14 protein-coding genes and 2 pseudogenes are annotated in these 18,620 nt (G+C 58.1%); 11 read left to right on the top strand and 5 right to left on the bottom strand.

Annotation, left to right across the window (positions count from 1 at the left end):
* The first annotated feature begins 126 nt into the window (after nucleotides 1-126).
* A pseudogene (locus ON14_RS02050) lies at nucleotides 127-1,484 on the top strand (RNA polymerase sigma factor).
* Nucleotides 1,485-1,491: 7 nt separating this feature from the next.
* Nucleotides 1,492-2,190, top strand: coding sequence for a coenzyme F420-0:L-glutamate ligase (locus tag ON14_RS02045; protein WP_010202753.1), 699 nt, complete (start codon nucleotides 1,492-1,494; stop codon nucleotides 2,188-2,190).
* Nucleotides 2,191-2,237: 47 nt separating this feature from the next.
* Here ON14_RS02045 and ON14_RS02040 read toward each other — a convergent pair whose 3' ends face one another.
* Together ON14_RS02040 and ON14_RS02035 are read right to left on the bottom strand one after the other, a co-directional pair.
* Nucleotides 2,238-3,239: a sugar-transfer associated ATP-grasp domain-containing protein gene (locus tag ON14_RS02040; RefSeq protein WP_010202751.1), complete on the bottom strand. Its 1,002-nt coding sequence runs from the start codon at nucleotides 3,237-3,239 to the stop codon at nucleotides 2,238-2,240.
* Between the two features lie 61 nt (nucleotides 3,240-3,300).
* Nucleotides 3,301-3,531: a DUF7455 domain-containing protein gene (locus ON14_RS02035; protein ID WP_010202749.1), complete on the bottom strand. Its 231-nt coding sequence runs from the start codon at nucleotides 3,529-3,531 to the stop codon at nucleotides 3,301-3,303.
* A 216-nt stretch (nucleotides 3,532-3,747) separates the two neighbouring features.
* Between ON14_RS02035 and ON14_RS02030 the strand changes: the two genes are divergently transcribed.
* The gene (locus ON14_RS02030; RefSeq protein ID WP_010202745.1) at nucleotides 3,748-5,826 is read left to right on the top strand and encodes a DNA gyrase/topoisomerase IV subunit B; all 2,079 of its coding nucleotides are present in this window, start codon (nucleotides 3,748-3,750) and stop codon (nucleotides 5,824-5,826) included.
* 145 nt (nucleotides 5,827-5,971) lie between these two features.
* Here the strand turns inward: ON14_RS02030 and ON14_RS02025 are convergent, their stop codons facing one another.
* Nucleotides 5,972-8,431: a DNA gyrase/topoisomerase IV subunit A gene (locus tag ON14_RS02025; RefSeq protein ID WP_010202743.1), complete on the bottom strand. Its 2,460-nt coding sequence runs from the start codon at nucleotides 8,429-8,431 to the stop codon at nucleotides 5,972-5,974.
* A gap of 99 nt (nucleotides 8,432-8,530) precedes the next feature.
* On the opposite strand from ON14_RS02025, the gene ON14_RS02020 reads away from it, so the two are divergent.
* Entirely contained in the window at nucleotides 8,531-9,583 is a 1,053-nt protein-coding gene (locus tag ON14_RS02020; RefSeq protein WP_237719648.1) for an alkaline phosphatase family protein, read from the top strand.
* A gap of 65 nt (nucleotides 9,584-9,648) precedes the next feature.
* Here the strand turns inward: ON14_RS02020 and sepH are convergent, their stop codons facing one another.
* Entirely contained in the window at nucleotides 9,649-10,659 is a 1,011-nt protein-coding gene (sepH, locus tag ON14_RS02015) for a septation protein SepH (RefSeq protein ID WP_010202741.1), read from the bottom strand.
* Between the two features lie 200 nt (nucleotides 10,660-10,859).
* On the opposite strand from sepH, the gene ON14_RS15350 reads away from it, so the two are divergent.
* Nucleotides 10,860-11,153, top strand: a complete 294-nt coding sequence (locus tag ON14_RS15350) for a DUF4193 domain-containing protein (protein ID WP_081503495.1) — start codon at nucleotides 10,860-10,862, stop codon at nucleotides 11,151-11,153.
* A gap of 18 nt (nucleotides 11,154-11,171) precedes the next feature.
* Here ON14_RS15350 and ON14_RS02010 read toward each other — a convergent pair.
* Nucleotides 11,172-11,582: pseudogene (locus ON14_RS02010) on the bottom strand (DUF3093 domain-containing protein); the annotation flags it as partial.
* 69 nt (nucleotides 11,583-11,651) lie between these two features.
* On the opposite strand from ON14_RS02010, the gene dut reads away from it, so the two are divergent.
* The 6 genes from dut to dxs all read left to right on the top strand — a co-directional run bounded on the left by dut (nucleotide 11,652) and on the right by dxs (nucleotide 18,569).
* Nucleotides 11,652-12,116 (top strand): dUTP diphosphatase, encoded by a 465-nt coding sequence (dut, locus tag ON14_RS02005; protein ID WP_010202737.1) that lies wholly within the window; start codon nucleotides 11,652-11,654, stop codon nucleotides 12,114-12,116.
* Nucleotides 12,113-12,718, top strand: a complete 606-nt coding sequence (locus ON14_RS02000; protein ID WP_010202736.1) for a DUF3710 domain-containing protein — start codon at nucleotides 12,113-12,115, stop codon at nucleotides 12,716-12,718. The genes dut and ON14_RS02000 overlap by 4 nt, the downstream gene beginning before the upstream one ends.
* Before the next feature lie 2 nt (nucleotides 12,719-12,720).
* Entirely contained in the window at nucleotides 12,721-13,482 is a 762-nt protein-coding gene (locus tag ON14_RS01995) for a DUF3159 domain-containing protein (protein ID WP_010202735.1), read from the top strand.
* A 34-nt stretch (nucleotides 13,483-13,516) separates the two neighbouring features.
* On the top strand, nucleotides 13,517-13,639 hold the full coding sequence (locus ON14_RS16280; protein WP_272943375.1) for a hypothetical protein: 123 nt from the start codon (nucleotides 13,517-13,519) through the stop codon (nucleotides 13,637-13,639).
* A gap of 24 nt (nucleotides 13,640-13,663) precedes the next feature.
* Entirely contained in the window at nucleotides 13,664-16,480 is a 2,817-nt protein-coding gene (acnA, locus tag ON14_RS01990; protein WP_010202732.1) for an aconitate hydratase AcnA, read from the top strand.
* A gap of 142 nt (nucleotides 16,481-16,622) precedes the next feature.
* The gene (gene dxs, locus ON14_RS01985) at nucleotides 16,623-18,569 is read left to right on the top strand and encodes a 1-deoxy-D-xylulose-5-phosphate synthase (RefSeq protein ID WP_010202731.1); all 1,947 of its coding nucleotides are present in this window, start codon (nucleotides 16,623-16,625) and stop codon (nucleotides 18,567-18,569) included.
* Nucleotides 18,570-18,620 lie beyond the last annotated feature (51 nt).

Below are 18,620 nucleotides of genomic sequence, written 5' to 3'. Positions count from 1 at the left end.
CCAGAAAAGCGTGGCATACTAGAAGTAAGACCCGTTCTTGTTTGAGAACCGTTTTGCCGTGCGCAGAACGTTCAAATACTTGACATGGGTCTTAGTACTGCCCGAAAACCTCGGAAAGGTGTTCACATGGCGACCCGAACTAAGGCTGCGGAGACCACAACCGCAACGACAAAGGCTCCTGCGAAAGCAGCCGCACGCACGAAAGCCGCCGATGCGGCTGACGAGGCGACCACAGTGACAGACGGTGCTGCGAGCACTGCCAAGAAACCAGCAGCCAAGAAGGCGACGACGAAGTCGACAACTGAAGCAGCTACAGAGACAAAGGCCGCGGCCGTGAAGAAGCCCGCCGCCGCTAAGGCGCCGGCTAAGGCCAAAGCGCCAGCGAAGTCCAGAAAAGCAGCGGCCGCCGCGGCAGAGGTCGTCGAGTCTGACTCTGAAGAAGAGTCGAAAGACGACGATCAAGAAGAGAAGTCGACGCGCAAAGACGAGGCACTGCCGACTGGCGCGCTCGTTCTTTCGCTCGTAGACGACGAAGATGACGTCCCTGTTTACTCTGCGGCGATTACGGGTGCTACGGCCGACCCTGTAAAGGACTACCTAAAGCAGATCGGTAAGGTCGCACTGCTCAACGCAGCTCAAGAAGTTGAGCTCGCGATGCGTATCGAGGCGGGGCTGTTCGCCGAAGATAAGCTTGCAGAAATGACTCCAGCCGAAGTTCGTTCGACTCTTGGTCGAGAACTTCAGTGGGTGGCTAAAGATGGCCAGCGCGCCAAGAGCCACTTGCTCGGCGCAAACCTTCGCCTCGTCGTTTCCCTGGCAAAGCGCTACACCGGTCGGGGAATGCAGTTCCTCGACCTCATCCAAGAGGGAAACTTGGGACTCATTCGTGCCGTCGAGAAGTTCGACTACACCAAGGGCTTCAAGTTCTCCACCTACGCCACCTGGTGGATCCGTCAGGCCATTACTCGCGCCATGGCCGACCAAGCGCGCACCATTCGTATCCCCGTGCACATGGTCGAGGTCATCAACAAGCTCGCTCGTGTCCAGCGCCAGATGCTTCAGGACTTGGGCCGCGAGCCCACTCCAGAGGAACTTTCCCGTGAACTCGATATGACGCCTGAGAAGGTCGTCGAAGTCCAGAAATACGGCCGTGAGCCCATCTCGCTCCACACGCCGCTGGGTGAAGATGGCGACAGCGAATTCGGTGACCTCATCGAGGACACTGAGGCTGTTGTCCCCGCGGATGCCGTGGGATTCACGATGCTGCAGAAGCAGCTTGAGAGCTTGCTCGATTCTCTTTCGGAGCGCGAAGCCGGCGTTATTCGCATGCCTTCGGTCTCGGTGACGGAATGCCGAAGACGCTTGACCAGATCGGTGACACGTTCGGCGTAACGCGCGAACGCATCCGCCAGATTGAGTCCAAGACGATGGCCAAGTTGCGCCACCCGTCACGCTCGCAGTCACTACGCGACTACCTCGAATAGGCCAATAATGGGTGCTGAAGCGAACGCTGGCAAGAGTCTCACCGTCGAGGTCGATGGAGTTGTTTACGAGCGACTGCCCATCAAGACTCGGCTGGTGGTTCGTGATGATGACATCGTTCAGGTGGTGTCGGAATATGCAACGGACGTTGTACGGGACGGCGACATCCTATTTGTGACGGAAAAGATCGTCGGCATTACTCAAGGCCGGGCCTATCCGATCTCTGAGGTTGTGCCGCGCAAACTCGCCACGATCCTCTCGAAGTACGTCACGAAGACTTCTCACGGTATTGGCCTCGGTATGCCTGAGACAATGGAGATGGCGCTCCGCGAGTGCGGCACCCCCCGTATCCTGTTTGCGGCCGCAGTAGCCGCTCTCACTAAGGCCGTGGGCCGTCGTGGCGATTTCTATCGAATCGCTGGGCCTAAAGCCCGCGCGATCGATGGGCCGACCAAGAACACGATTCCGCCGTACGATTCTCACGTTGTGCTCGGCCCGGCCCGGCCCAATGGTGTTGCGAGCGATATCGCTCAGGCTCTTGGCGGTTCGATAACGGTCTCTGTGGTCGACATCAACGATTTCGGCGGCAACGTTCTCGGATCGACCGACAAATCCACAAGCGCGTTGGTGCTAAAAGTATTGAGTGATAACCCCTTGGGGCAGGATCACCAGAGCACACCGCTCGGTGTCATTCGTCGCGTTTCTTAGGCGTCGTTCGCAGGTTCTGACTGCCGCAACCGTCTAGTCGACGGATGCTAGAAGTCGATGACTTCGCGAAACTTTGGCAGCAGTCCGGTCTTGATCCCGGTGAGACTCGGTTTCATCTGAAAGACACCGGTGTTGTAATTGCCCTCGATTATGGCAGGCCCGGTCGTCGAGATCGCTACATCCCAACCAACGTAGGGGATCTCTGGGATTATTCGCGAGACTGTATCGAGAGTGCTCAGCACCTCGGCATAGAGCGGCACTTGGAAGCCGACTATTGGCGTTCCCGTTTGTGGGTGATCGGTGAAGGTATTGGCGAATTTGTCGAATGCGCCATACGGCGCGATTCCGGTCTTCTCATCGAGCACGGTGTACATTCCTCCGCGACCGTAGTTGTCGACATCCGCGCCGTTGCCCATGCGTAATACGGCCTCAAGAACGTGGACATTTGTGCCGTCGAAGAAGGTGATCATTCGCAGCGAGTTGACGCTGGTTGGGCACAGCGCTGACATGCCAGGGTGCTGCTTGATGAATGCTTCGACAAGAAATTGACGGTTATCCATGAGCTGGCGGTAGAGAGCATGCGCGTCTAAGAGCTCGTCGCCGGAGTGTTTTTCGATGCCAGCACCGCTCATGCTGTCCACAACTTTGACCATAATCGGATCGTGAGAACCGACGAACTCAACGAACTCCGCTTCGCCAGCGGTTCTCAAGTCGAGCCAGTCGCGGCCTAACCACTTGTCGAAGGTCCTATTGAACGTCGGCTTGTCGTAGAACCGTTCTCGGAAATCGCGTTGGTTGTACTTCACGACTATCGAGTTGGCGTTACCACTCGTAATCCACGTGGCTCGTTCGGCGCGACTGAGTACGTTGAACTCGAACTCTTCATAGTCGAGGTACCCCGCCTGATAGACCAAGGAGCACCAGACCATATCCAGCAAGATAAACAGCACGGGGGTACGGCTACGTGAACTTATTGCACGAGCGACCACCAGCATGTTCGAAACATCTAGCGACACTAGGCGCGACACGTAGTGTCGGATGCGCTTCACAGTTCTCCTACGAAGGTCACACCGACACACGTGCCGGCAGACAGCTAACTATCTGACAGAGCTATACGGTGCGTCCGGATGACAGTCGGCTCGACTCGTCAAGCCAGTTCAGTGCTGTGGGGAAAAGCTTTTCTTTGAACTTGGCGCCATGGTGAGCGCAGAAAAGAAGATCGCCACTGGCGAGTGTCGCGCGAACGTATGCTTGCGCGCCACAACTGTCACAGCGATCGAGCGCCGTGAGGGTGTAGTCCATCTCATCGACTGTGGTGTCTTCTGTTGCTATGTTCGACATGGCCTACTCCTTCTTGCTTGCGGTTGTTATTCCGTACGCCTATACAAGCATGAGGACCTGCGGATTGTTCCTATATCGGGGGCATTTCGCTCAGCGCGTATCGGATTCGTTACTTCCGCGCATCAAGCGGCTGATGAGTGTCGATGAGCCGCAATGTCGCACGGAGAACGTAGTCTTAACGCTGGTTTTCCGTCGTCAAACTCATAGGAGCACATCATGGCGAGCTCTGACTATTCAGCCCGTCACCTCTCGGTACTTGAGGGTCTCGAAGCTGTTCGCAAGCGCCCAGGAATGTATATCGGGTCCACCGACTCTCGTGGGCTCATGCACTGCCTCTGGGAGATCATCGACAACTCCGTAGATGAAGCGCTCGATGGGCACGGCTCCGAGATCAGCGTGATTTTGCACGCCGACGAGAGCGTTGAGGTTCGCGACCAAGCTCGAGGCATCCCGGTTGATATCGAACCGAAGACCGGCCTCACTGGCGTCGAAGTAGTTTTCACGAAGCTCCACGCAGGTGGAAAGTTCGGCTCTGGCTCGTACGCGGCCTCCGGTGGGCTCCACGGTGTTGGCGCTTCGGTGGTCAATGCGCTTTCTGAACGGCTCGACGTTGAGGTCGACCGTGACGGCAAGACGTGGGCGATGTCGTTTCACCGCGGCGAACCAGGCACGTTTGCCGATTCCGGTGCCCCGACGCCGGACGCTCCGTTTACGCCGTTTGTTTCTGGCAGCGAACTTCGAATTATCGGCAAAGTCGCCAAAGCACGAACCGGAACGCGCGTTCGCTACTGGGCCGATCGCCAGATCTTCACGAAGGGCGCCGCTTTTCAGTCTGACGGGCTTATCGATCGGTTACGCCAAACGGCCTTTCTTGTACCGAACCTGACGCTGAATGTCACCGATGACCGGGGCGATGAGCCACGTCAGGAGAGTTTTGCGTTCGAGGGAGGAATCTCTGAATTTGTCGAACATCTCGCCGTAGACCCGCCGATAACCGACGTTTGGCGGCTGACGGGCTCGGGCGGCTTTACCGAGAGCGTGCCTGTTCTGCAGGAAAACGGCCACATGGTTTCGACCGAGGTCTCGCGGGATTGCGTTGTGGATGTCGCGCTGCGCTGGGGCACCGGCTACGACACCGTCGTCAAGAGCTTCGTCAACATCATCGCCACGCCGAAGGGCGGAACACACCTCGCTGGCTTCGAGCAAAGCCTTCTCAAGTTTTTGCGTTCCGAAACAGAAAAGAACTCTCGTCGCCTCAAACTCGGCAACGACAAGCTTGATAAAGACGACGTACTCGCCGGGCTCACTGTTGTACTGACCGTGCGACTACCAGAACCGCAGTTCGAGGGTCAGACCAAAGAGATCTTAGGAACACCCGCAGTTCGCGCAATCGTCGCGAAGGTTGTGGCGGCCGCTCTCGCCGAGAAATTCTCGTCGACCAAACGTGACGACAAAGCGCAATCCTCGCTCGTGCTCGACAAGGTTGTTGCGGAGATGAAATCGCGCATTTCTGCGCGCGCGCATAAAGAGACACAGCGACGCAAAAATGCGCTCGAGAGCTCCAGCCTGCCGGCAAAGCTCGTTGATTGCCGCTCGAGTGATGTGGCGAACAGCGAACTTTTCATCGTTGAGGGTGACTCTGCACTGGGCACAGCCAAACTGGGCCGAGATAGCGAATACCAGGCATTGTTGCCTATTCGCGGCAAGATCCTCAACGTTCAAAAGGCATCCATTAGTGACATGCTGTCGAACGCTGAATGCGCGTCGATTATTCAGGTAATCGGTGCTGGCTCGGGTCGCAGTTTCGATTTATCGACTGCACGTTATGGCAAGGTCATCATCATGGCTGACGCTGACGTCGACGGTGCCCACATTCGCACCCTGCTGCTGACACTATTCTTCCGCTACATGCCCGACATGATTCGGGATGGGCGCGTCTACGCGGCGGTTCCGCCTTTGCACCGGGTTGTCGTCATCAACCCGGGATCGAAGCCGAATGAAACGATCTACACATACTCCGAGAAAGAGCTCAACGGGGTCTTGGCGGGGCTGAAGAAGTCGGGCAAGCGCTACCAAGATCCGATCCAGCGTTACAAGGGTCTGGGGGAGATGGACGCCGATCAGTTGGCAACCACCACGATGGATCGTAACAACCGCGTTCTGCGTCGAGTGAATATTTCGGATGCCGAACAGGCCGGATCAGTCTTCGAACTTCTGATGGGCAACGAGGTCGCCCCGCGCAAGGAGTTCATCATCCAAGGTCAGGGCCTCGACCGCGACCGGATCGACATCTAGCGCGACGGCTCGATTGAAGCGATGGGGTAGCGCGCGACTAATGCCGCGCTGCCGTGTTCGACTAATGCTGCGTCGCCATGCATAGCGAATCCCATTGCGAAGCCTTAGCCGTGGGGCACGGCTAAGGCTTCGCAAAGAACGGCAATTACGGCGCTGTGCCGATGGAACCGATCACGCCGTCTAGCGCGGCTCCTGAGGCGTCACGTTTACTGAGGTCGGTCGGAAGTTGGCGGACGACGCCGTCGGGCGCTACCGCGGTAGCGGGAGCCGCTCCGACCCATCCCAGCGTTAGCACGTCTTCGCCCTTGAGCAACGAATGGGCCCGTACGCCACCGGTGCCACGACCCTTTGCCGGGAACTGGTCGAATTCGCTCACCTTTGCTCGTCCGGGGTCGGTTCCGGCAATTGTCGCGCTTGAGCCAGAAACGGTGACCGCAACCGGATCTGAGGTTGCGTCGATCGAATCGAAGAAGATGACGCTGGCTCCGGCATCCACTCGAATGCCCGCCATGCCGCCGGCAGTGAGTCCTTGAGGGCGCACGGTCGAGGCCACGAAGTGCAGCAACTGAGCGTTCGACGTGATGAAGGTGAGTTCGTCACTGTCGCTACTCTGCGCGGCGCCGACAAGCTCGTCGCCGTCTTTGAGCGCGATGATCTCGAAGTCTGGCTTCGACGGCCACACGCCGGGAGCAACTCGCTTCACGGTACCTTGTCGCGTACCGAGGGCGACCGGTTGATCGCTCTCGAGGGAGACAAGCGCCAAAACCTTCTCCTTCGCATCAATCGCTAGGTACTCGTTGATTTTGGCTCCGGCACCCAGCTGAACCGAGCTGGACGGCACATTGGGCAGATCCATCGCGGTGAAGCGGATGAGGCGACCGCGGTTGGTCACAGCCCCAATTTCGGTGCGGCTCGTGGTGGTCACGCGCGATCGGATCGCGTCGTGCTTAGAACGGCGTTGGGCTGCGGTGACGGTTCCGTCGTCAGTGATTCCGACGCGGATGACTCGTCCGGTGGTCGAGAGCAGAACGACACAAGGGTCATCGGCAATCTCTAATACCGGCAAGTTCTTACGAGCCGCCGCCCGCGACACTATGGCGATGGATGCGGGTGCTTCCGTCAGCAAAGTGCGACGCGGGGTGCCGAACTTTGCGGCAACATCTTCGAGCTCGTCAGAGACGAGAGCGCGGATCAGGTTGTCGTCAGACAGCAACGCTTCGAGTCGCGCGATTTCTGCTCGTAACTTTTCTGCTTCTGCTTCGAGTTCGATTCGACTGAACTTCGTGAGACGACGCAGCCGAAGTTCGAGAATGTACTCGGCCTGCAACTCGCTCAGTTCAAAGACATTACGCAATCGCGTGCGTGCCTGGTCACTGTCGTCGCTCTGACGAATGACCTGAATAACTTCATCGATATCGACAATGGCGATGAGGAGACCCTCAACCAAGTGCAAACGTTCGCGGTGCTTAGTGAGGCGGAAATTGCTGCGCCGGGTTACGACTTGGAGGCGGTGCTTAAGGAAGACCTCGAGCAGCGGCTTGAGGCCGAGCGTCTGGGGGCGTCCGTCAACGAGGGTGACGGCGTTGATACTGAAGTTGTCCTCGAGGGGAGTAAGCCGATAGAGCTGTTCGAGTACAGCATCCGGGCTGAAACCCGTCTTGATGCCGATAACTAGGCGAAGACCATGGTTGCGGTCGGTGAGGTCGGTCACATCTGAGATGCCGACGATCTTCTTCGCGTTGACACCGTCTTTGATCTTCTCGATGACTCGCTCGGGGCCGACCAGGTACGGAAGCTCGGTAACAACGAGCCCCATCTTTCGTGCCGTGATGGACTCAACGGAGACCTTTGCGCGCGTTTTGAACGCACCGCGACCGTTCGTGTAGGCATCTTTCACTCCGGCAAGGCCGACGATTTTGCCGCCAGTGGGAAGGTCAGGGCCGGGAACAAATCGCATGAGATCGTCTACCGAGGCGTCGGGGTTTGCCAGGAGGTGACGTGCTGCTCCCACTACCTCGATGAGGTTGTGCGGAGCCATGTTCGTAGCCATGCCTACGGCGATTCCGCTCGCACCATTAACCAGAAGGTTCGGAAACGCAGCCGGAAGAACTTCGGGCTGGGTTGTTGAGTTGTCGTAGTTGGGCACGAAGTCGACGACATCTTCATCGAGATTGTCGGTCATCGCGATGGCTGACGCTTGAAGTCGTGCCTCGGTGTAGCGCGGAGCAGCAGGGCCGTCATCCAACGATCCGAAGTTTCCGTGACCATCAATGAGCGGTACGCGGAGAATGAAGCTCTGCGTCAGGCGGACCATCGCATCATAAATCGACGCGTCGCCGTGGGGGTGTAGTTTTCCCATCACATCGCCGACAACGCGCGAAGACTTGACGTGTCCCTTTTCGGGGCGCAGGCCCATTTCACTCATCTGGTACAGGATGCGACGCTGAACCGGCTTCAGTCCGTCGCGCGCATCGGGGAGTGCGCGCGAATAAATAACGGAGTACGCATACTCCAAAAATGATCCCTGCATCTCAGTCGTTACATCGATGTCTTCAATGCGTTCGCCGGCAGGGGAGTCTGGGGTGGGTTTCGTGGGAGTAGCCATAGGATTGTCCTAATGTTACCGGCGCTCAACCCAGACTCAGCGAACCTAACCGATGTGTTGTCAAGTTCATTTCAGGCAATCCAAGGCGAGGCTAATCGCTTGAGCCTGCCGCCGGTCAAGCACGCCGTGGTCTTGCTCGTTGACGGCCTCGGCGCACACAGTCTTAAAGCTCGCTCTGGGCATGCTCGAACGCTCAGTTCGGCGTTCTCGAAACAGTCGACAATTCAATCGGGATTTCCCACGACCACTGCTTCTGCGATTGCCAGCCTGACTACGGGCACTCGAGCGGGGCAACATGGTTTGGTCGGCTACAGCGCTCTCGATACGGTCAACGATCGGGTTCTCAATCAGTTGTCTGGATGGGACTCGCAACTCGACCCGGCGACGTGGCAACGAGTTCCCACGATCTTTGAGCGCGCTACAGAACTCGGGTTTACCGCGGTCACGGTGGGAGCCGCGCGCTACCGTGGATCCGGGTTTACAAAAGCGGTCCTTCGTGGCGCGCAGTATCTAGCGGCGGGTTCGCTCGCCGAACGACTACGCACGGCGATGGCGGTTTCGCGAACGAGCGACGTGGCATCCATCACCTATGTCTATGTGCCCGAACTCGACATGGCCGGCCACGCGCACGGCTGGCAATCGCCACAGTGGACGCATGCGCTTGAGGCGCTCGACTCCGCATTGGCCGGTGTGGTCGATCAGATCGAGCCCGACCAGGGGCTGCTAGTAACCGCCGATCACGGAATGGTTGATGTGCCGGCACATGCACACGTGCTCTTTGATACTTCACCAGAGCTATTGCGTGGAATCCGGCATATCGCCGGTGAACCTCGATGCCTTCAACTCCATTTTGAGGCGAACTTGCCGAAGGAGGAACGAGACCAAGTGCTCGAACGTTGGCTGGAAGCCGAAGGTCATCGCTCGTGGGTCGCCAGCCGGGCCGACGCCATCGCCGCTGGCTGGTTCGGCGAGGTCGATTCAGCAGTCGCACCGCGCATCGGGGACATCGTCGTGGCCGCGCGCAAGGCGATTGCCTACTACGACTCGCGCATCGCCAACGATCACGGACGACTTATGGTCGGTCAACACGGTTCTTGGTCAGACGACGAGCTTCGTGTTCCGCTATTGCGATTCGGAGCCTTCGCTCAATAGTCGCGCTGTTGCGCGCGATGCAAGTCGCGCCGTCCAGCCCTCACATCGCTAAGTGCTCGTTCTGCTTAGGCGGGATCGTCGTCCGGTTTAGTGCCAAAGACGATGTCGTCCCAGCTCGGCATCGCAACGCGGCGTTTACGTGACTTTGCTGTCGGTTGCGGTGCCGTGACTTGGGGCGGCGCCGGAGCATCGTGACGTTGCTCGGCGGCAGGCGGGTTCAACAAACGCATCGATGGTTCATGGCTCGTCGACGATGCTTCCTCGTCGTCTGCGGCATCAAAGTTTGCTGGCTCTCGTTCGCCGCGACGGCGACGGAGAGCGTCGAGAAGATCAGCGGTTTGGTTGCCTACGCCAGCTTCTGCGGTGCGGTCGCGCATGACGGGAAGTTCCGCGGGCCGAATTGATGCAGGTTCATCGTGCAGATCGTCGATATCAAAAGCGCCACTGTCGAAGCGAGCAGCTTCCGCGGTGTTGTCGACGGAAGCGACCGCACGCAATCGCGGAATAAGCGCACCGACGACTTCCCCTTGTTGCGACAATGTTTTCGCTTCGTTGTTCAAGGGTGCCAAGGACTGGCGTTTCGGATCAAACTGCCAGCGTGCGTCGTGGCCGATGTCGCTTGCGGTGAACGCGAGCTTGACGACCCAACCAGTTTCGGGGTCCTTCCAACTCGCCCAGTGTTCGTCGACAGCCCCGAGCTCTGCGAGACGATCGTGGATCGCTGATCCGAATGTGCGTGACGAGGTGAGCGAATCGGTTTCGCCAGCAACATGCACCGCCACGCCTTGCGCCGACTTGATCACAAATTCGCGCTCGGCCATCACCGGCCCCTCGAAACGAAGAATGTACTCCAGGTCTGCACCGGTGACGTTCGCGACATCTTGCGCAGACATTCCCGCGCGAATATGGGCTTGAACTTCCCTGGGGGCAAGTTTGGGGCCAGCACCAGTTTGACCGCGGCTCTGCCGGAGGCGTGACTGCAGCACGCTGTCGACGGCGAGGCGATATTGCGTTCCGTCGGTGCCTGAAACAATCAGCGCACCGTCTTGTACTTCGAGTACTCGAAGGTCTTCCATAGTGAACTTCTCCAGCCCTGACGATTCCGCTTTAGGATCGCACGGAGTTGCTATAAAACGTGGGAATAACACGCCTCGATTCGTAGTTGTCACAGGCGCTGCACAGCGATGCAGATTCGGCGGTTTGCAATTCGGCTCGCTTTCATGGAGACTGTGCCCGCCGATTCCGGTGATTCAACGCAAAACAGAAGTGGATGGGCATGGCCACCGACTACGACGCACCTCGTAAGACCGACGACGACTCCGAGTCGATCGAAGCTCTTAAAGAGCGTGTTCCTGACAAGATGTCGGGCTCGGTTGATGTCGACGATTCAGATAACCCGGCGAACTTTGAGCTCGCAGGGGCAGACCTTTCTGATCTAGACCTCGATGTGGTTGTTCTGCCTCCTCAGGCCGACGAATTCACTTGCGTGAGCTGCTTCCTTGTGAAGCACCGCTCGCAGGTAGACCACAACACCAAGCTCGGCGCTATTTGCCTGGAGTGCGCAGCTTAGACTGCGCATTGCTTCAGCAAGCAACTCGGGAGTGCGACTCGACAACAACCAATATGGTGTCGGGTCGCTCTCATCGTTGATTTCTAATTTCGCGACGGGGGCAACCCAACCGCGGATCATTAGCCAGGCACGCGCATCGAGTCGCTGCCCGCGCTCGAGAGTTGCGCTTGCGCCGTTGAAAGTTGTTACGGCACCGATGATCGCAATCGGTAATCGAGCTTTCCCGGCGCGAAGTTCGGTTTCATCGACTTCGATTGTTGGCGCTGTCGACAGCAGAAACAGCACAATACTGCCGTACAGCACCGCAGCGGTGATGTAACCCGCAATGATGTTGATTGGCATGAAAACAAGGATGCTCGCAGGAATGACGAGCGCGGTGCTGATGTAGAGCCAGGCTGTTGGCCAGAGGCGTTCACGGTAAATAGTCACTCAACCATTAGACACTGCTTTTCGCTCCGACGTTTCGAGCTGCTGCCTGTTCTGCACTAGCCTCGACTAGTGATCGACAATGTAGAGGTGCTCATTTCTGGAGGGCTGTTGCCCGCCTACGCGCATCCCGGTGATGCGGGAGCAGACTTGTGCTCGACAGGCCGCTATTCACTGGCGCCCGGTGCTCGAGACACTATTGACACTGGGGTGTCGATAGCTCTTCCCCAGGGGTACGTTGCGTTTGTCGTGCCGCGCAGCGGTTTGGCTGCTCGACACGGCATCACTGTTGTGAACAGTCCGGGCACGGTAGATGCTGGCTATCGCGGAGAAATTCGTGTGACCTTGCTCAATACTGACGAGGCATCCACTTTCGAGATCGAGCCGGGGGATAGAATCGCGCAATTGATCGTTATGCCGGTGTCCCGTGCTCGCTTTATCCCGGTTACGACACTTCCCGGTAGTCATCGCGGTGAGTCGGGCTTTGGCTCGACTGGATACCGCGCAGACTCAACCCAACAAGGAGCTACTTCGTGAGCGACAACACAGAATCTCTTGAACCTCAAGATCAGCCCAAATCTGCGCCAGAAAATCGTGCAAGCGACGGGCCTCTCGACGAGAGCGAAGCGAACGCAGTTCGTCCGTATGTCGACCTTGGTGGAGTGAAGATCCTGCCCCGCCAAGAACTGCATTTGCGTCTCGAAGTTGAAGAGGCGAGCAAACGCGTTGTGGCAGTCGGGCTCGATTACGCGGGGTCAACTCTTCAAATTCAGCCGTTTGCGGCGCCTCGCTCGAGCGGTTTGTGGCATGAAATTCGCCAACAGATCATCGACCAGGTTCACACTCAGGGGGGAACGACCAAAGTTTCTGAGGGTCCATTCGGGCCAGAGGTTTTTGCTGAGATTCCTGTCGCTGGTGGAAAGCCTGATGAAAAGCGTATTGCTCGTTTCGTCGGGGTTGACGGTCCACGCTGGTTCCTGCGCGGAGTTATTGCTGGTGAGGCACTCACCAGTGCGGATGCTGCGACCAAGATCGAAGATCTCTTCCGATCAATCGTGGTTGTGCGGGGTAACACGCCGATGCCCCCTCGCGATTTGATTCCGCTTCACATGCCGGCAACGGGCGAGAAGGACTCTTAGGCGTGAGCCCAGCCGACGATCATTCGATTTCCCCTCAGGAGAATGAGTCTCCTGTCGCTCCGTTGCCGTCCGATGCATCCGCGGTTGATCCGACGGTCAGGGAAGCGCTAGCGGCTGCGGCCCGGCGTTCTGCGGTTGGCCATGTAGCCCCAGGTGAGGCTCCAACCTCGGGCGCCCTGCTGGCGGCAATGGGTGGCGTACGTGGTTTAGTGGAGTCGATTCTCCCGGGGCTCGCATTTTTGGTGATCTTCACGATCACTCAAGAACTCGTAGCTTCGGTCGTGGCGCCTGTGATCGTGGCGTTGGGGTTTGTCATTGTTCGTCTCGTTACTCGCACTCCGGTTTCGTCGGCGCTTGTTGGCGTGGTCGGTGTTGCTCTCTCGGCCGGCCTTGCGCTTATTACGGGGCGAGCTGAAGATAATTTTTTGCTTGGTTTCGTCATCAATGCCGTCTTCTTGGTCGCGATCGTAGTGAGCGTGATTGTGCGACGGCCTCTTGTTGGCCTTATCGCAACGTTGCTAGTGCCGACTGCTGCTGATTGGCGCGAAGATAAGGCAAAATTTCGTGTCGCGCTGATTGCAACGGTGCTCTGGGCTGGCCTATTCTCCGTACGGCTAGGTATCGAGCTTCCGCTCTACTTCGCTGAAGAAACTCAGGCGTTGGCCACGATGAAGCTTTTGCTTGGCGTTCCGCTCTACGCCGGAGTGCTTTGGGTTACCTGGTTGCTTATGCGCACCGCCTACGGCCGCCCTACAGCCAAGTAGTTGCGGGTTTTCGCCGTGGCGGCGAGGTGCGCGGATGACGATGGTGTATATTTATCTCGACGTCAAGATACTTTTGGCCGCGATCGAAGCGCATATTCTGCGATTCAGCCTTAGGCTTGCCTTGCTGGATGCAGCGCACGCTCCGCGCAAGGATTGATGAACCGTAGCAAGGGAGATGACAGTGTCGACAGTCAATAGTTTTGGGTCGAAAGACACCCTCACGGTCGGGTCAACCGACTACGAAGTGTTTCGCATAGACAAGGTAGCGGGATACGAAAAGCTTCCCTTTAGCTTGAAAGTTTTGCTCGAGAACCTGCTGCGCACGGAAGACGGAAAGAACGTCACCGAAGCGCACATCACGTCGTTGAGCTCCTGGGTCCCCAGTGCAGAGCCCGACACCGAGATTCAATTCACACCGGCACGCGTCGTCATGCAGGACTTCACCGGAGTTCCGTGCATCGTCGACCTCGCCACAATGCGCGAGGCCGTCGCCGAGCTCGGTGGAGACCCCACCAAGATCAACCCTCTCGCTCCGGCGGAGCTGGTCATCGACCACTCCGTCATCGCCGACCTTTTCGGCTCCGAGAACGCTCTCGAGCGCAATGTTGAGCTCGAGTACGAGCGCAACGGTGAGCGGTACCAGTTCCTTCGGTGGGGCCAGACCGCATTCGACGACTTCAAAGTAGTTCCTCCGGGAACGGGAATCGTTCACCAGGTGAACATCGAGCACCTTGCTCGAGTTACCTATACCCGTGAAGTTAACGGCAAGACCCGTGCCTTCCCCGACACTCTTGTCGGCACCGATTCGCACACCACAATGGTCAACGGCCTTGGTGTTCTTGGTTGGGGCGTCGGCGGAATCGAAGCCGAAGCCGCGATGCTCGGTCAGCCGGTATCGATGCTCATTCCCAAGGTTGTTGGCTTCAAGCTGAGCGGATCTATCCCCGCCGGCGTAACCGCAACTGACGTCGTTCTCACGATCACTCAGATGCTGCGTCATCACGGCGTTGTCGGAAAGTTTGTCGAATTCTACGGTGAGGGAGTTGGCGCAGTCCCTCTCGCCAACCGGGCAACCATCGGAAACATGAGCCCCGAGTTCGGCTCCACCGCTGCGATGTTCCCCATCGACGACGTGACTCTCGATTACCTGCGACTTACCGGCCGCAGCGAAGAACAGGTCGACCTCGTCGAGGCGTACTCCAAGCTTCAGTCGCTGTGGCACGATCCCAGCGTTGAGCCCAACTACAGCGAGTACCTCGAACTTGACCTCGCCACCGTTGTTCCTTCGATCGCTGGACCCAAGCGTCCTCAGGACCGCGTCGAGCTGACAAACGCCAAGAACCAGTTCGAAATCGATCTCAACAACTATGCGTCGAGCGACCACTCCAAGGTTGATGCCGCGGTTGAGGGTACGTTCCCCGCATCCGACCCCATTGGTCTCACGCCTGAGGACGAGGATTCGGCTCACGAGCGCTCGCACACCCACGCTAGCCATGCGCCGTACACTGCGTCGTCGCCCACTTCGGTGAGCGTTGATGGGGGAGACCCGTTCACCCTCGACCACGGAGCCGTTGCAATCGCGGCGATCACGTCGTGCACAAACACGTCAAACCCCTCTGTCATGCTCGCTGCCGGGCTATTGGCCCGTAACGCTGCAGCCAAGGGGCTGAAGTCGAAGCCGTGGGTGAAGACCACACTGGCTCCGGGGTCGAAGGTTGTCACCGACTACTACGCAAAATCGGGCCTCGATGTGTCGCTTGAGGCTCTCGGTTTCTACACCGTCGGTTACGGCTGCACGACGTGTATCGGCAACTCGGGACCGCTCGAAGATGAAATCTCTGCCGCGATCAACGAGAACGATCTGGCTGTCACTGCGGTGCTCTCCGGTAACCGCAACTTCGAGGGACGCATTAACCCCGACGTGAAGATGAACTACCTTGCGAGCCCGCCTCTGGTCATTGCGTATGCGCTTGCGGGATCGATGAACTTCGACTTCGACAGCGATGCGCTCGGTCAGGATCAGGATGGCAACGATGTCTTCTTGAAGGACATCTGGCCCGACGCCGCCGAAGTTCAGGCTACGATCGATTCGTCGATCGACCGGGACATGTTCATCCACGAATACGCGGGTGTCTTCGACGGCGACGAGCGCTGGCAGAACCTGCCAACGCCGACCGGCTCCACTTTCGAGTGGGACGACGAGTCGACCTACGTTCGCAAACCCCCGTACTTCGAAGGCATGACAATGGAGATCACTCCGGTCAGCTCGATCACGGGTGCGCGCGTCCTCGCCAAATTGGGCGACTCGGTAACGACCGACCACATCAGCCCCGCTGGTTCGATCAAGGGCGATAGCCCCGCTGGCCAGTATCTGGCCGAGCACGGCATCGATCGTAAGAACTTCAACTCCTACGGTTCACGTCGCGGTAACCACGAAGTGATGATTCGCGGAACTTTCGCCAACATCCGTCTTCGTAACCAGCTTCTCGATGGCGTTGAGGGCGGCTACACCCGCGACTTCACCACCCCGGACGCCGACCAGTCGTTTATCTATGACGCAGCTCAGAACTACGCAGCGCAAGAAACGCCGCTCGTTGTTCTTGGTGGTAAAGAGTACGGCTCTGGTTCCTCACGTGACTGGGCTGCCAAGGGAACGAGTTTGCTCGGCGTCAAGGCAGTTATCTGTGAGAGCTTTGAGCGTATTCACCGCTCAAACCTCATCGGAATGGGCGTATTGCCGCTTCAGTTCCCGGAAGGTCAGAGCTGGGAATCGCTCGGACTCGATGGCACCGAGAGCATTAGCATCACCGGTGTTGAAGAACTCAACGATGACCGCATTCCGAGCACACTGCACGTCGTGGCTGTGCCCACTGCACACTCGCCAGAGGGCAAGTCGACAGTGGAGTTCGACGCGAAGCTGCGCATCGACACCCCTGGCGAAGCGGACTACTACCGCAACGGCGGAATCCTGCAGTACGTTCTGCGTTCGCTGGTCTAACCAACACTGATTACTGAAGGCGCGTGGCAAAAGGATTCACTTATGCCACGCGCCTTCTGTGTTGTGCCCGCGACGAGCAGCAGTACCTCAGAACCTCGTGGGCAAACCCTCACAGGGTGGCGAAGGAGCTTAGACTGGGGGAATGAATTTACTCGAGGGAATTAACGGTCCCCGAGATCTTGACGGTCTCTCCACTGCCCAGCTTGTCGAGTTAGCTCAAGAAATTCGCGAATTCCTCATCGAGAATGTGTCTCGCACTGGCGGACACTTGGGCCCCAATCTGGGAGTCGTAGAGCTGACGACCGCGATTCACCGTGTTTTTGATTCACCGCGGGATGCTGTGGTTTTTGACACCGGGCACCAAAGCTACGTTCACAAAATTCTTACCGGGCGCAAAGACTTCACGAAGTTGCGTACCGAAGATGGGCTAGCCGGCTACCCGCAGCGCTCGGAGTCAGAACACGACATTGTTGAAAGCTCTCATGCGTCGAGTTCGCTCTCGTGGGCCGATGGAATTTCCCGAGCATTCGAGATGACAGGTCAGAGTGACCGTCACGTCGTCGCAGTTGTGGGCGATGGCGCTCTCACGGGCGGAATGACGTGGGAGGCGCTGAACAACATCAGCGATGACAATAGTCGCAATCTCGTCATCGTAGTAAACGACAATGGTCGTTCGTATGCGCCGACAATCGGGGGAATGGCGCACTTTTTGAACAGCGTGCGCACGCGTCGTTCCTACCGCTCGTTACATGGTTCCAGCCAGCGATTCTTCGGAGTCTTCGGCGGACCAGGACGCGCGCTCTACCGCGGCATCCGCGGAGGCACACATGGCTTCCTTTCTCGTTTCAGCAACAACGAAGCGCTGTACTCAAACCTCGACATCAAGTACTTGGGCCCAGTGCACGGTCATGACATCGCCGCGCTTACCGAAGTTCTTGAACAAGCTAAGTCCTATGGCGCTCCGGTAATCGTGCATGCAATCACGGAGAAGGGTCGCGGTTATGAGCCCGCCCTGGCCGATGTCGCCGACCAGTTTCACGCTGTTGGCCAGATCGATCCGGCAACGGGGGAGTCTGTGCAATCGGGAGGTGCCGCTTCGTGGACTTCTGTATTCTCTGAAGAGATTGTGGCGTTAGCGGATAAGAACCCTCGGTTGGTGGGAATCACTGCTGCGATGTTGCGCCCCACCGGGCTCCACCTCTTCGCAGAGAAGTACCCGAAGCGCGTCCACGACGTCGGCATTGCTGAACAGCACGCTGTTACCTCCGCAGCGGGGTTGGCTTTTGGCGGTCTGCACCCGGTCGTCGCGCTCTACGCAACGTTTATGAACCGTGCATTCGACCAGGTTCTTATGGATGTCGCTTTGCATCGTGCTGGCGTCACGTTCGTTCTTGATCGCGCCGGGGTCACCGGACCAGACGGTGCTAGCCACCACGGTATGTGGGATCTCGCCCTGCTTCAAGTCGTTCCGCACATTCGTATTGCCGCGCCACGCGACGCTGAGCGCCTACGTGAGGAGCTAGGGGAAGCTGTCGCGGTGGACGATGCTCCTACAGTGGTTCGCTTCGCCAAGGGCACCGTGGGAACCTCCTACGATGCTGTTCGGCGCACCGACGACGGCGTCGACGTTCTGCGAGAAGACGAACAGCATGACGTCCTCATCGTCACGGTGGGATCGATGGCGAAGACTGGTCTTCAGGTTGCCGAACTTCTGGCAGCCCAAGGGATTGGCGCGACAGTTATTGACCCCCGCTGGGTGGTTCCCGTAGCGCAAAGCGTTATCGATTTTTCGGCGCAGTACCGGATCGTGATCACGATCGAAGACGGTATCCGGGTCGGCGGAATCGGCACTCGAATTCGTCAAGAAATGCGCGCTCAGGGAGTGGATACCGCTGTAAACGAATTGGGGCTTCCCGCAGAGTTCCTCGATCACGGCAGCCGTGACTACATTCTCGAGCAGGTCGGTCTCACGCCTCAACACATCGCTCGCGACGTCGTGGCTCAAGTGCTCGGCAGCAAGATTCCGATCGCTCGGCCATTGCGCGATACCGACTCATCGGCAGTTTCGCTTCCCGTCGAACGCAGCTAGCAAGCGACTCCGTCGCGTCATTCCAGCACGAAAGGAGGGCCGATCCAGACA

It is taken from the genome of Salinibacterium sp. PAMC 21357, from assembly GCF_000247645.1.
Classification (GTDB): domain Bacteria; phylum Actinomycetota; class Actinomycetes; order Actinomycetales; family Microbacteriaceae; genus Rhodoglobus.
Note: the sequence above shows the minus strand (reverse complement) of the source record. Positions and strands in the feature narration are given on the sequence as shown.

What these genes read in the sequence shown, in the direction of transcription:
- ON14_RS16280 (WP_272943375.1), top strand. Translation starts at nt 13,517, where the DNA reads ATGACGATGGTGTATATTTATCTCGACGTCAAGATACTTTTGGCCGCG.
- ON14_RS02035 (WP_010202749.1), bottom strand. Translation starts at nt 3,531, where the DNA reads ATGTCGAACATAGCAACAGAAGACACCACAGTCGATGAGATGGACTAC.
- ON14_RS15350 (WP_081503495.1), top strand. Translation starts at nt 10,860, where the DNA reads ATGGCCACCGACTACGACGCACCTCGTAAGACCGACGACGACTCCGAG.
- sepH (WP_010202741.1), bottom strand. Translation starts at nt 10,659, where the DNA reads ATGGAAGACCTTCGAGTACTCGAAGTACAAGACGGTGCGCTGATTGTT.
- dxs (WP_010202731.1), top strand. Translation starts at nt 16,623, where the DNA reads ATGAATTTACTCGAGGGAATTAACGGTCCCCGAGATCTTGACGGTCTC.
- ON14_RS02030 (WP_010202745.1), top strand. Translation starts at nt 3,748, where the DNA reads ATGGCGAGCTCTGACTATTCAGCCCGTCACCTCTCGGTACTTGAGGGT.
- ON14_RS02025 (WP_010202743.1), bottom strand. Translation starts at nt 8,431, where the DNA reads ATGGCTACTCCCACGAAACCCACCCCAGACTCCCCTGCCGGCGAACGC.
- ON14_RS02045 (WP_010202753.1), top strand. Translation starts at nt 1,492, where the DNA reads ATGGGTGCTGAAGCGAACGCTGGCAAGAGTCTCACCGTCGAGGTCGAT.